We start from the raw sequence: 12,271 nt of genomic DNA, 5'->3' as shown, positions 1-12,271 counted from the left end.
CACTATGAACAGTGATAACAAAAGGAGAGACGGATATGACGCGTCATCATTTTCATCTTCAGGCAAGCTGGCCTGGTCTGCGTAACGATGTGGGTACAATCGCATGTGAACAATTAAAAACAAAGATTTCGATTCCAAAGGAAATGGACGGTCCAGGTATTGGAACCAATCCAGATGAGATGCTCTTAGGTGCAGCGGCTACGTGTTATATCATTACACTTGCAGCCATGATGGAGCGGAGTCAATTAGAGAAAGAGGATCTATCGATGAGCTCTGAAGCTGTCGTAGATGTGACAAATGGTGTGTTTACTTATGAGGAAATCATTCATCGACCTGTCATCATCCTCAAAGAGACCGCTTCCGCACAAGATATTGAGCTGGCCCGAAAGCTTGCGCATAAAGCCGAAAGCTCATGTATGATTTCAAGAGCTGTTCAGGGTAATGTGAACATTTCCTTAGAAGAAACTATTCAAGCCGGTCGTTAAAACAAAAAAGTCATTTTCTCTTGAAATATGGAGAAAATGACTTTTTTTATGACGTCCATTCGGTTTGATCGAGTTGTGCTTCGGTTTCGTTCTTTTGCTTCTTGGACTGATTTAAGACAATCACGCCGCAGATAACAAGTGCAAGGCCAATGAAGCCTTTCGTGCTGATTGTTTCGTTAAACAGGACAAGTCCTACAAGAGCAGTGAGAGCTGTTCCAACACCAGACCATGTTGCATAGGCAGATGAGAGCTCAATGGTTTTAAGTGCTAAACTGAGGAAAGTAAAGGCGCATCCAAATCCGATCAGTACCCCGATACTCGGCAGTAGCTGCGAAAAGCCTTGAGAAAGCTTCAGCATTGTACTGCCAAAAACCTCCGTTAAAATGGCTCCTGTTAAGTAGAGCATTCCTTTCATGATCTCTCACATCCTTTATGACATATTTAATAGTACGACCCCTGAGACAAGCATCGCCATCCCAATGACTGCTTTTTGGTTCAAGGTTTCTTTGAAAAAGAGCACGCCAAAAATAGCCGTGAGGACCGTACCAACCCCAGACCATGTTGCATAAGACATGCTAAGCGGAATAATGTTCAGTGTCAATGACAGCATATAAAAAGCAAGAGAATAGCCAGCCACAACGACAGCGCTTGGCTTCCAGCGTGTAAAACCATTAGATAATTTTAACATCGCGGCGCCAATGGCTTCAGAAAAAATGGCCACTGCCAAAAAAAGATATCCGAGGATCATGATCATCCCTCCTCTAATAGGTATAAAATCCGATGAAGTAAAAGGGTTTTTATCCTCTCTTTTCAGCGGTTCAAGCTGAAATATTTCTGAAAACCAGCATGCTCTGCCATCTGATGAAGGGTGAGCTAGCTTAACCCTTCTTTTAAAATCGTGCTGGCAGCTGCATCAAAAATTTGCTCTTTTTTGGTTTTAGACATAAAAAAAACACCTACTTTACTGAACAGTCGGTAAAGTAAATGTTAACCCATGAAAAAAGAGTGTGTCAATCGATTCATTTTATGAACGGATGTTTTCACTTAAACGTCATATTTAATACCAAGGGTATGGTCCGTACGGCGGGTAAGGAGGCGGGTAAGGGTATCCATAACCATATCCTGGCGCAAGCAGAGATCCAGCAAGCAAGCCTCCAGCAAAACCACCTAAAAATGGAGGTCCAAAGAATCCAGGTCTCCCAAACCCAAATCCGGGTCTCCCAAACCCAAAACCAGGACGTCCAAATCCGAATCCAAAAGGTCTTCTCATGTCTTCTTGAATAAACGGAGGTGCGTCAAAATAATTCATAATAAAAGGCTCCTTTCTCATAAAATCACTGTAACTGACATCAGTGTATTCCAGTTGCCTACATGTGTTTGGGTGAACGCCTAATATAAGGAGGAATGTTAGAAATGGGCCTGTATCCATCTGATTGGGCAAAGTGTCCGCCGCATGCTCATGCGTATAAAGCACGTACGGATGTAACAGAGGGGCATTATCATTTAATAGAAGGTATTTCTCAGCCTGTGAATGGAAGCAGTACCGACCGGCATACTCATTTTTATCGCGGGATCACCTCCTTTGAAAGAGGGCATTTCCACAGGTATTACGGTATCACAGGGCCTGCGATTCCTAGAGTGGATGGAACACATTATCACGAGATTGAGGAAGTCACCTATCCTGCCTACCTCGATTCTGTTCCCATCCCATATGGAGGTGTCGTCTATAGTCCAGATGAGAATCAGCCAACACATAAGCATCGTTTAAAAGGAAAAACATATGAAGTGGTCGGAAATGAACCGCTTGGCTGGTGATGGCCAGTATATAGGAGAGTAAGAAAAGTTATGCTATACTGTAGGCAGTTTTGTAAAAGAGAGTGATGTTATGAATAAAGCGAAGCAGCCAGTAATCGTATTAGTAGGGCCGACGGCTGTCGGCAAAACCAAATTGAGCATTGATATAGCCAAAGCATTTAATGGAGAGATTATCAGCGGGGATTCTATGCAGATTTATAAAGGGATGGATATCGGAACAGCTAAAATCACCCCAGAAGAAATGAATGGCATCCCGCACCATTTAATTGATATTAAACAACCGGACGAATCCTTTTCGACAGCTGAATTTCAGCAGCTGGTCCGTTCGAAAATCAAAGAGATTGCCGCTAGAGGGAAAACGCCAATGATTGTCGGCGGAACAGGCCTCTATATCCAATCTGTTTTATATGATTACACATTTACGGATGAGAAAAGTGACCCTGTTTTTAGAGAAGAAATGGCGCTGTTTGAACAGCAGCACGGCGCGATTTTGCTGCACGAAAAGCTAAAGGCAGTAGATCCTGATGCGGCAAATGCTATTCATCCGAATAACGTCCGCCGCGTGATCCGGGCGCTGGAAGTGATCCATACAACAGGTCAGAAAATGTCGGAAATGCAAAACGGGCATCAAGAAGTTCCTCTTTATGATACAGCCTTCATTGGGCTGAAAATGGATCGAGAGCTTTTGTACGAGCGCATTCATCAAAGAATTGATATGATGATAGATGAGGGCTTAATTGAAGAAGTGAGAGCACTTTATCAATCAGGCTTGAAGGATTGTCAGTCTGTTCAAGCCATTGGTTATAAAGAGCTGTATGCCTATTTTCAAGGTGACTGCTCACTTGATGAAGCCATCCAGCAATTAAAGCAAAATTCCCGTAGATATGCGAAGCGTCAGTTCACGTGGTTCCGTAATAAAATGGCGGTCACTTGGTTTGATATGACACCGCCTTGCCACTTTTCAGACAAAAAAGAGGAAATTTTCGCATATATAGCAGGAAAGCTTGGACTTAAAGCGAAACTGTAGTTATCAGAATCAAGGAGGACGAAACATGAAACCGATTAATATTCAGGAGCAGTTTTTGAATCAGATCCGCAAAGACAATACATTTGTCACAGTATTCTTACTGAATGGCTTTCAGCTTCGCGGTCAAGTGAAGGGATTTGACAATTTCACGGTGCTGCTTGAAACAGAAGGAAAGCAGCAGCTTATTTATAAACACGCCATTTCTACATTTGCACCTCAAAAGAATGTAAATCTGGAATTAGAATAGGATAGGTTGTATTGAATAGCCCCATGCCTCTGCGAATAAACCGGCCGAACCCGCTACGTTTTTTGTCAGTGCAGAGGGGCTATTTTGTATGCAATGAAACTTTTCTGCCAATTTTCCGTATAATTCCTTATTGGATATTAGAAGGGTGAGGGGATTCATATGGAAAATGCAGAGCTTGAATTAAGAAGGATTAGAGTGATCCTCCTTTTGATTGGAATTGTAGTCTTGTTTGGATCGTGTGCTATCTCAAACATTGAAACGAGACAAGAAAGTTGGAATAACCATTCTCATGAAAATGCAGATGGAGTTTTACCATCATCTGCTGCACTAAAAAATAATCACTTTGCTGTTGTGAAAGATGATCAAGTACATGTGTACCGATTTGATGAAAAAGAGGGAGAACTGACTCTCGTTACAACGAAATACATAGATGAATGGGATGACGAAGAATATGATGATGGTCTTGATGATGAAGAGTAAGCACGTAAATTTACAAATGAATGTGAAGCCGCTACACTATAATCATGCATCAGACATCTAGACAGAAAAGGATGAGTTCATGACACATAAAATTAAAATTAATCATTGGGAACAAACTTGTGAAGACGATTCCTGTTTCGAATATGGAACAAGTGTTTCTGTAAATGGGAAAGAATTAGTGAGAGAAGCTTCAATCGTCTCTGCGCTTGAAGCGGTGCTAAAAGAATTAGGTGTTGAAGTGGAAATTACAGAAGTGTCAGAAGATTTACAGTGCGATGCCTACAAAAAATAAAACAAAAAGTCTAGTCTACTAAGCGATTTTTTTTCGTGTTATGATAGATTTCGGTTTCAGTTGAATAGGGAGTAGAGCAGTCTATTTTTAGATCCTGTTCTGCTCTATTTATTTGAACGTACGAGTTCGGCTATGAAGGTTCGGCCGGGTTGGTTGATTTTTTTCGTTTTGAACATCTATATGTTGTGTTTTGAAAAAACATAGTATACTATATATAGTGAATAGCGAAATGATCAACAATACTAAAAACTAGGTCGTGATGGAATTGATTCAAATCGTATTTGATTCAAAAACAGGAAATGTTCAACGCTTTTTGGACAAGACCCCTTTTACAGACAAACGAAAATTGACTGGAGAAGAGTTTTTGGATACGCCGTTTATTCTCGTCACCTTTACGACAGGATTTGGACAAGTCCCTAGTACCACTCAGTCTTTTTTAGAAAAAAATGCTCACCTTTTACTAGGTGTTGCGGTGAGTGGCAACAAAGTGTGGGGAGATAATTTTGCAAAAAGCGCCGATACGATTTCTAAACAATATCAAGTTCCTATTTTGCACACCTTTGAACTAAGCGGAACAAAAAGGGATGTTGAATTGTTTACACAGGAGGTAGAAAGAATTGTCACAAAATCAGGTTCCAAAGTGGATACAATTAAATAACGAAATTATGATTCAAAAAGAAGGAAAGTTTCAGTTCGATAAGGACAAAGAAGCTGTACATAGTTATTTCGTAGATTACATTAATCAAAACACGGTCTTTTTTCACAATCTAGAAGAGAAGATTGATTACTTAATAGAAAACGACTACTATGAGGAAGAATTTTTAAGACAATACAGCATGGCAGATATTAAAGAAGTCTTTGAAGCTGCATATGCCAAAAAATTTAGATTCCCATCATTTATGAGTGCATTTAAGTTTTACAATGACTATGCACTGAAAACAAATGATAAAAAGAAAATCCTTGAACGCTATGAAGACCGCATTTCAGTTGTAGCACTTTTCTTTGCGGGTGGGGATAAAGAAAAAGCACTTGAGTTTGTAGAATTGATGATCAATCAAGAGTACCAGCCAAGTACACCAACCTTCTTGAACGCTGGACGTAAAAGACGCGGTGAGCTTGTGAGCTGCTTCTTGCTTGAAGTAAATGACTCACTAAACGATATTTCAAGAGCGATTGATATTTCCATGCAGCTGTCAAAACTAGGCGGCGGCGTCAGTTTGAACCTGTCAAAACTTCGTGCAAAAGGCGAAGCAATCAAAGATGTAGAAAATGCGACAAAAGGTGTCGTCGGCGTGATGAAGCTTCTTGATAATGCATTCAGATATGCAGATCAAATGGGGCAAAGACAAGGATCAGGCAGTGCCTACCTGAATATTTTCCACAGAGATATCAATGATTTCTTAGATACGAAAAAAATCTCTGCAGATGAAGATGTTCGCGTGAAGACTCTGTCCATTGGAGTCGTCATTCCGGATAAATTTATCGAGCTTGCTAGAGAAGATAAAACAGCTTACACTTTCTATCCGCACACAGTCTATAAAGAATATGGACAGCATCTTGATGAGATGGACATGGAAGAAATGTATGACGAGCTTGTAGAAAACCCGAAAGTTAAAAAAGAAAAAGTCAATCCGAGAAAGCTTCTTGAAAAATTGGCTGTTCTACGCTCAGAATCAGGCTATCCATATATCATGTTCCAAGATAATGTAAACAGAGAGCATGCTTTGAACCATATTTCACGAGTGAAATTCTCAAACCTTTGCTCAGAAGTGCTTCAGGCGTCAGAGGTTTCTTCTTACACGGACTATGATCAAGAAGATGAAATCGGTCTTGATATTTCTTGCAACCTTGGTTCATTAAATATCATGAATGTCATGAAAAACAAATCGATCGAAAAAACGGTTAAGCTTGCAACAGACTCACTAACGCTTGTGTCTGAAACAACAGACATTCGCAATGCACCGGCTGTTCGAAAAGCGAACAAAGCGATGAAGTCAATCGGACTTGGTGCGATGAACCTTCATGGGTATTTAGCTCAAAACCAAATTGCCTATGAAAGTGAAGAAGCAAGAGATTTCGCCAATACGTTCTTTATGATGGTGAACTATTATTCAATTAAACGCTCAAGTGAGCTTGCGAAAGAAAAAGGAGAAACATTCCATCGTTATGAAGGCTCTGGCTATGCAACTGGTGAGTACTTCAATAAATACGTGGAAACTGATTTCACACCAAAAACAGAAAAAGCAGCAGCACTATTTGAAGGCATGCACATTCCAACAAAAGAAGACTGGGCAGCACTCAAAGAATTTGTAGCGGAAAATGGCATGTATCACAGCTATCGTTTATGTATTGCACCAACAGGTTCCATTTCTTATGTTCAATCGGCAACAGCCTCTGTGATGCCAATTATGGAACGTATCGAAGAAAGAACATACGGCAACAGCAAAACCTATTACCCAATGCCAGGTCTATCAGCGCAAAACTGGTTCTTCTATAAAGAAGCGTACGATATGGACATGTTTAAAGTGGTCGATATGATCGCAACAATTCAGCAGCACGTCGATCAAGGAATCAGCTTTACACTATTCCTGAAAGATACGATGACAACGCGTGATTTAAACCGCATCGATCTTTATGCACACCATAAAGGCATTAAGACACTTTATTATGCAAGAACGAAGGATACAGGGCAGGAAGGCTGTCTTTCTTGTGTTGTTTGATTAAAGGAGAGTTTAACGTGACAAAAATTTATGATGCAGCCAACTGGTCAAAACACGAAGACGATTTTACACAAATGTTTTACAACCAAAATGTGAAGCAGTTCTGGCTTCCAGAAGAGATTTCCTTAAACGGAGATCTCTTAACATGGAAATATTTAGGTGAAAAAGAGCGAGATACGTACATGAAGGTACTTGCTGGATTGACTTTACTTGATACAGAACAAGGAAATACAGGGATGCCGATTGTGGCTGAACATGTGGACGGCCATCAGCGTAAAGCTGTACTCAACTTTATGGCAATGATGGAAAATGCGGTACATGCGAAATCATACTCCAATATCTTCATGACACTCGCACCAACTGAAACGATCAGTGAAGTGTTTGAATGGGTCAAAAAGAATAAATTCTTGCAAAAGAAAGCAGATATGATTGTCAGTTTATACCGTTCGATTCAAAAGGACGATCCTATTTCTCTCTTTAAAGCAATGGTGGCTTCTGTTTATTTAGAAAGCTTCCTGTTTTATAGTGGTTTTTACTACCCGCTATATTTCTATGGGCAAGGAAAGCTCATGCAAAGCGGTGAAATCATCAACTTAATTTTGCGTGATGAAGCGATTCATGGTGTGTACGTTGGATTATTAGCACAAGAAATTTACAACAAACAAACACCTGATGTGCAAAAAGAGCTGTATGATTTCTCAATTGACCTCTTGAACGAGCTTTATGAAAATGAACTTCATTACACTGAAGATATTTATGACCAAGTCAATTTATCGCATGATGTGAAAAAGTTCATTCGTTACAATGCCAATAAAGCGTTAATGAACCTTGGATTTGCCCCTTATTTTGAAGAAGAAGAGATTAACCCTATTGTATTGAACGGACTCAATACAAAAACAAAGTCGCATGACTTCTTCTCAATGAAAGGGAACGGCTACAAAAAAGCAACCGTTGAGCCGTTAAAAGATGACGACTTCTTCTTTGGAGATGAATCATAAGGAAAGCGTAAAAGTCAAAACGCATCACTCGTTTTGGCTTTTTGCCATTTCTAACAATGTGTTACATACTGGAGGTTACCGAACATGGGAAAAATGGACGAAATCATTTTAGTTGCACCGCGTACGCGCGTGTTCCAAAATGAAACACTTGCGTTTAATGGTGTGAACAGTGAAGAGAAAACAATCAGCACCATTATGAAAGAAATCGAAGAGCACTTCGAGCAGATGCGAAGAGGCGATGCAGAAGAAAATCCTGACTTCAAGCAGCCGATTCCTTATGTTGTGATTAAGCGTGAGGACGAAGTATATGTATACGAAAGACTTCAAGGCGGAGGAGAGACTCGCTTACATCATAAGTTATCTCTTGGCTTTGGGGGGCATATGAATTTCGTTGAAGGGAAAAACTTTGCTGAGATTCTAAAAGAAAATACGGATCGTGAGCTGGACGAAGAACTTTCAATTCAAGAAGAAGACAAACTTGAAATGAAAACCCTTGGATTAATCAATGACGATGACAACAGTGTCGGCCGTGTGCACATTGGACTGTTATCAGCGCTTGAACTATCTCCAGGTGCTCATGTAGAAGTAAAAGAAACAGATCAAATCTCAGGAAAATGGATGAAAACAGCCGATTTGAAAAAGCCTGAATACTTCGATCGTCTTGAAACATGGTCTCAATTTGTCGTCAACATCTTAGCGTAAATAAATACACAACAAACCGGCTCAGCAGAAGACTTGAGCCGGTTTGTTTCGTTACAACAGCTTCGGATTATTGGAAAACGAATGCGTCATGACCGGCCTGCTTCAATCTTGCGACGAGGTCATCTGCATTTTGCTTTGTACGGAAAGCCCCGGCCTGTACTCGGAACATACCTCCGTCTAATACAACAAATGCGTCAAAGCCTTTGGATTTAAGTGTGGCTGCTAATTCATCTGCATTGGCTTTCACTTTGAAAGCTCCTGCCTGCACTTTATAAAGATTACTTGCTTTTTTTTTCAATTGAAAGGCTTCTTCTAGACCAGTCGCATGAGCGCGAGCGATGCCTTGAAGGAAGGTTGCGTTGCGGAGCTTATTAGCATCGGCTGTCGTATCAATAAAACCATTCTCTGTTAAAATAGCGGGCATAGAAGTTTCTCGAAGAACGTGGAAGTTCGCAGTTTTCTTGCCGCGGTTAGCAAAATCAACCGAGCGGACAATCTCATCATGAAGGGCGTTACGATACGTGGTAGTCGGTGCTGAAACGCCTGGATACACATAGCTTTCAAACCCTGTGCCCCCGCCAGCATTAATATGAATAGACACGAAATAGTCAGCTCCCCAGCTGTTTGCTGCATTCGTACGCTGGGACAAAGTGACGGATTGGTCAGTTGAACGACTTAAGCGGACAGAAACCCCATCATATTCACTAATCAAAATGTCTCTCAGTAAAAGCGCGATTTGAAGTGTTATATTTTTCTCCAAAAGTCCATTAGCACTAGCTCCAGAATCTGTTCCTCCGTGGCCAGGATCAATAAAAATTTTCACCATCTATTCATCACCTCGTCTTTATTTTATGAGAAAATAGAAGAATTGCCTGTACAAAATGCGGAAATCATTGAGACTCTTTTCTGCATCATTTGTGATTAAAAAGCTACATTTTTCTAAGAAAAAACAAATTGTTGGTTTGTCCGCCCAAACGGGATGAATACAATGGAAATAGCACATCATTTCCTGGGAAACCGCAGAAATCCCTACAATATTCGGTATCTCGGGTCATTTTGACAGCAAACTTGGGCTTAAGCGGGCGATTGTCACGATTACAGCTCCACCCGAATAGAATAAAGAGAGAAGAGCGAGAGGTGAATACGTTGGAGCGAGCTGTCACATATAAAAACAACGGCCAAATCAATATTATACTTAACGGACAAAAGCAAGTATTGGTTGATGCAGACTCAGAGGCAGAATACCTAGAAGCCTTGCAGAAAAATGAGGCAAAACACAGCATCTTACGGGAAATAGAGCGTGAAATGAACAGCCTTGTCGGTATGGATGAAATGAAACGAAACATAAAAGAGATTTATGCCTGGATTTTTGTTAATCAAAAACGGCAGGAACAAGGGTTAAAGGTAGGAAAACAAGCGCTTCATATGATGTTCAAAGGGAATCCTGGCACAGGGAAAACCACAGTTGCAAGACTTGTCGGGAAGCTTTTCTTTGAAATGAATGTGCTCTCAAAAGGTCATTTAATTGAAGCAGAACGCGGTGATCTTGTTGGAGAGTATATTGGTCATACAGCGCAAAAAACAAGGGATTTAATTAAAAAATCACTAGGCGGTATTTTGTTCATTGACGAAGCCTATTCTCTTGCACGCGGAGGAGAAAAGGATTTTGGAAAAGAGGCGATAGATACCCTTGTGAAACATATGGAGGACAAACAGCACGAATTCATTCTAATTTTAGCTGGCTACTCCAAGGAAATGGATCATTTTCTTTCTTTAAACCCCGGTCTGCAATCAAGATTTCCAATCAACATCAGCTTTCCTGATTATACAGTCGATCAACTCATGGATATTGCTAAACGAATGATGGCGGACAGGGAGTATGTTTTTACCCAAGAAGCCGAATGGAAGCTGCGGGATTATTTAATGCACATTAAAAGTACCACAAGCCCGGCAAAATTCAGCAATGGCAGGTTTGTGCGAAACACCATTGAAAAGGCCATACGAACCCAGGCGATGAGACTGCTTCTTGTGGATCATTATGATAAAAAAGATTTGCTAACCATTAAAAGTCACGATCTTCAAATGAAAGAGGATACGCCTTCTTGAAATGGCGTATCCTTTTTATAAAGAGTCACTAAAATAAACCATCCGAATAGTGGTATACGTGTGATCTGTTTGGTATGATGGTACTACTGAAAACTTAAGTACAGAAAGGAAACAACTGACGTTGAATGAACATGAAATGACTGAAAAAGCGATCCTTGTCGGCTGTCAATTGCCGCATGTAACGGATGAACGCTTTCAATACTCAATGGAAGAATTAGCTTCCTTAACCAAAACGGCTGGCGGTGAAGCTGTCAGCGTGATGACGCAGAAGAGAAATAGACAAGACAGCGCAACATATATCGGTAAAGGGAAAGTAGAAGAACTTGAGGTGCTTTGCGAGGAACTCGAATGTGATGTCATTATTTTTAACGACGAGCTTTCTCCAAGCCAGCTAAAAGCTTTGGCGACTGCTTTAGATGTAAAAATTATTGATCGTACGCAATTGATTTTAGATATCTTTGCAAAAAGAGCCCGTACAAGAGAGGGGAAGCTGCAAATAGAGCTTGCCCAGCTTCAGTATGCCCTGCCGAGACTAAGTGGACAAGGGATCAGCCTCTCAAGACAAGGAGGCGGAATTGGCGCAAGAGGTCCAGGTGAAACAAAACTCGAAACAGACAGACGCCATATTCGAAACCGCATTCACGAAATTAACGGGCAGTTATCTGCAGTCAAAGAACACCGAACAAGATACCGGGAACGCCGAAAGAAAAATGGTGTGTTCCAAATTGCCATTGTCGGGTATACGAATGCCGGAAAATCAACTTTGTTTAATCAATTAACAGAAGCAGATAGTCATGAAGAGGATCTGCTGTTTGCGACACTTGACCCAATGACACGTAAGATGACATTAGAATCCGGATACAGTGTGCTCATTTCGGATACAGTTGGGTTTATCCAAGACCTTCCTACAACACTGATCGCTGCATTTCGTTCAACCCTTGAAGAAGTGAAGGAAGCCGATTATTTGCTTCATGTCATCGACTCTTCTAATGAGGATTATGAAGGACACGAACGAACGGTTCATGAGCTTTTAGAAGAATTAGAAGCGGACCGTATTCCGATGCTGACTGTTTATAATAAGGAAGATCAAATCCGACCAGATTTCATCCCATCTTCAAAGCATCGCCACATATTAATCAGTGCTAGACGCAAAGAAGATGTAAAAAGGTTAAAAGCGGATATTATGGCTGAGCTGAAAAAAGCCTTTTTAAAGCCATATCATGTGAAGATTCCAGCGTATGAAGGGAAGCTCATCTCCGCATTAAAATCAGAAACGCTTGTGGAATCACTAGAATTTCAAAAAGAAGCAGAAATTTACGACATCACCGGATTTAGTGGTGAGGATCAGACCATTTTAGGTCAAATCAAGAAGTATATGTTGGAAAGGAATTAAATCAAG

At 40.7% G+C, this 12,271-nt stretch carries 16 protein-coding genes; 12 read left to right on the top strand and 4 right to left on the bottom strand.

The genetic code is table 11. From position 1 onward, the window contains the following. Positions 1-35: 35 nt before the first annotated feature. Positions 36-485 carry an OsmC family protein gene (locus AC3WTB_RS00895; RefSeq protein WP_039178763.1) on the top strand — a complete coding sequence of 150 codons (450 nt, stop codon included), beginning with the start codon at positions 36-38 and terminating at the stop codon, positions 483-485. Between the two features lie 46 nt (positions 486-531). Here AC3WTB_RS00895 and erbB read toward each other — a convergent pair whose 3' ends face one another. The 3 genes from erbB to ymaG all read right to left on the bottom strand — a co-directional run bounded on the left by erbB (position 532) and on the right by ymaG (position 1,794). After that, positions 532-900, bottom strand: a complete 369-nt coding sequence (gene erbB, locus AC3WTB_RS00890; protein ID WP_039178767.1) for an SMR family multidrug efflux transporter EbrB — start codon at positions 898-900, stop codon at positions 532-534. Between the two features lie 15 nt (positions 901-915). Continuing rightward, complete coding sequence (erbA, locus tag AC3WTB_RS00885) at positions 916-1,233, bottom strand: SMR family multidrug efflux transporter EbrA (RefSeq protein ID WP_039178769.1); 318 nt, start codon at positions 1,231-1,233, stop codon at positions 916-918. A 309-nt stretch (positions 1,234-1,542) separates the two neighbouring features. Further along, positions 1,543-1,794, bottom strand: a complete 252-nt coding sequence (gene ymaG, locus AC3WTB_RS00880) for an inner spore coat protein YmaG (protein ID WP_041084775.1) — start codon at positions 1,792-1,794, stop codon at positions 1,543-1,545. A gap of 104 nt (positions 1,795-1,898) precedes the next feature. On the opposite strand from ymaG, the gene AC3WTB_RS00875 reads away from it, so the two are divergent. The 9 genes from AC3WTB_RS00875 to AC3WTB_RS00835 all read left to right on the top strand — a co-directional run bounded on the left by AC3WTB_RS00875 (position 1,899) and on the right by AC3WTB_RS00835 (position 8,766). After that, positions 1,899-2,300 carry a YmaF family protein gene (locus AC3WTB_RS00875; RefSeq protein WP_039178775.1) on the top strand — a complete coding sequence of 134 codons (402 nt, stop codon included), beginning with the start codon at positions 1,899-1,901 and terminating at the stop codon, positions 2,298-2,300. A 70-nt stretch (positions 2,301-2,370) separates the two neighbouring features. Continuing rightward, positions 2,371-3,327 (top strand): tRNA (adenosine(37)-N6)-dimethylallyltransferase MiaA, encoded by a 957-nt coding sequence (gene miaA, locus AC3WTB_RS00870; protein ID WP_058837643.1) that lies wholly within the window; start codon positions 2,371-2,373, stop codon positions 3,325-3,327. 25 nt (positions 3,328-3,352) lie between these two features. Further along, positions 3,353-3,574, top strand: a complete 222-nt coding sequence (gene hfq / locus AC3WTB_RS00865; protein ID WP_024424088.1) for an RNA chaperone Hfq — start codon at positions 3,353-3,355, stop codon at positions 3,572-3,574. Positions 3,575-3,733: 159 nt separating this feature from the next. Further along, complete coding sequence (locus AC3WTB_RS00860) at positions 3,734-4,054, top strand: YmzC family protein (protein WP_059375464.1); 321 nt, start codon at positions 3,734-3,736, stop codon at positions 4,052-4,054. A gap of 79 nt (positions 4,055-4,133) precedes the next feature. After that, positions 4,134-4,346 carry a hypothetical protein gene (locus AC3WTB_RS00855; RefSeq protein ID WP_003212415.1) on the top strand — a complete coding sequence of 71 codons (213 nt, stop codon included), beginning with the start codon at positions 4,134-4,136 and terminating at the stop codon, positions 4,344-4,346. Positions 4,347-4,611: 265 nt separating this feature from the next. Beyond that, a complete protein-coding gene (gene nrdI / locus AC3WTB_RS00850; protein WP_008360380.1) occupies positions 4,612-5,004 on the top strand; it encodes a class Ib ribonucleoside-diphosphate reductase assembly flavoprotein NrdI in 393 nt (130 codons plus the stop codon). After that, positions 4,964-7,066: a class 1b ribonucleoside-diphosphate reductase subunit alpha gene (gene nrdE, locus AC3WTB_RS00845; protein WP_058837641.1), complete on the top strand. Its 2,103-nt coding sequence runs from the start codon at positions 4,964-4,966 to the stop codon at positions 7,064-7,066. Before nrdI ends, nrdE begins: the two co-directional genes overlap by 41 nt. 17 nt (positions 7,067-7,083) lie before the next feature. Continuing rightward, positions 7,084-8,064 carry a class 1b ribonucleoside-diphosphate reductase subunit beta gene (gene nrdF, locus AC3WTB_RS00840; RefSeq protein ID WP_024424085.1) on the top strand — a complete coding sequence of 327 codons (981 nt, stop codon included), beginning with the start codon at positions 7,084-7,086 and terminating at the stop codon, positions 8,062-8,064. Positions 8,065-8,148: 84 nt separating this feature from the next. After that, positions 8,149-8,766, top strand: a complete 618-nt coding sequence (locus AC3WTB_RS00835; protein ID WP_058837640.1) for a hypothetical protein — start codon at positions 8,149-8,151, stop codon at positions 8,764-8,766. Between the two features lie 67 nt (positions 8,767-8,833). On the opposite strand, the gene AC3WTB_RS00830 is transcribed toward AC3WTB_RS00835, so the two are convergent. After that, positions 8,834-9,592, bottom strand: coding sequence for an N-acetylmuramoyl-L-alanine amidase (locus AC3WTB_RS00830; protein WP_047203907.1), 759 nt, complete (start codon positions 9,590-9,592; stop codon positions 8,834-8,836). Between the two features lie 320 nt (positions 9,593-9,912). Between AC3WTB_RS00830 and spoVK the strand changes: the two genes are divergently transcribed. Together spoVK and hflX are read left to right on the top strand one after the other, a co-directional pair. Beyond that, positions 9,913-10,872, top strand: a complete 960-nt coding sequence (gene spoVK, locus AC3WTB_RS00825; RefSeq protein WP_024424083.1) for a stage V sporulation protein K — start codon at positions 9,913-9,915, stop codon at positions 10,870-10,872. Between the two features lie 121 nt (positions 10,873-10,993). Next, positions 10,994-12,265, top strand: a complete 1,272-nt coding sequence (hflX, locus tag AC3WTB_RS00820; RefSeq protein WP_039178793.1) for a GTPase HflX — start codon at positions 10,994-10,996, stop codon at positions 12,263-12,265. Positions 12,266-12,271 lie beyond the last annotated feature (6 nt).

This window comes from Bacillus sp. EB106-04-04-XG123 (genome assembly GCF_058791855.1).
This window is presented reverse-complemented; position numbering and strand designations above follow the sequence as displayed.

Coding starts and splice junctions, on each gene's coding strand:
- AC3WTB_RS00875 (WP_039178775.1), top strand. CDS start 1,899: ATGGGCCTGTATCCATCTGATTGGGCAAAGTGTCCGCCGCATGCTCAT.
- hfq (WP_024424088.1), top strand. CDS start 3,353: ATGAAACCGATTAATATTCAGGAGCAGTTTTTGAATCAGATCCGCAAA.
- AC3WTB_RS00830 (WP_047203907.1), bottom strand. CDS start 9,592: ATGGTGAAAATTTTTATTGATCCTGGCCACGGAGGAACAGATTCTGGA.
- AC3WTB_RS00855 (WP_003212415.1), top strand. CDS start 4,134: ATGACACATAAAATTAAAATTAATCATTGGGAACAAACTTGTGAAGAC.
- AC3WTB_RS00895 (WP_039178763.1), top strand. CDS start 36: ATGACGCGTCATCATTTTCATCTTCAGGCAAGCTGGCCTGGTCTGCGT.
- ymaG (WP_041084775.1), bottom strand. CDS start 1,794: ATGAATTATTTTGACGCACCTCCGTTTATTCAAGAAGACATGAGAAGA.
- erbA (WP_039178769.1), bottom strand. CDS start 1,233: ATGATCCTCGGATATCTTTTTTTGGCAGTGGCCATTTTTTCTGAAGCC.
- miaA (WP_058837643.1), top strand. CDS start 2,371: ATGAATAAAGCGAAGCAGCCAGTAATCGTATTAGTAGGGCCGACGGCT.
- AC3WTB_RS00835 (WP_058837640.1), top strand. CDS start 8,149: ATGGGAAAAATGGACGAAATCATTTTAGTTGCACCGCGTACGCGCGTG.
- erbB (WP_039178767.1), bottom strand. CDS start 900: ATGAAAGGAATGCTCTACTTAACAGGAGCCATTTTAACGGAGGTTTTT.
- AC3WTB_RS00860 (WP_059375464.1), top strand. CDS start 3,734: ATGGAAAATGCAGAGCTTGAATTAAGAAGGATTAGAGTGATCCTCCTT.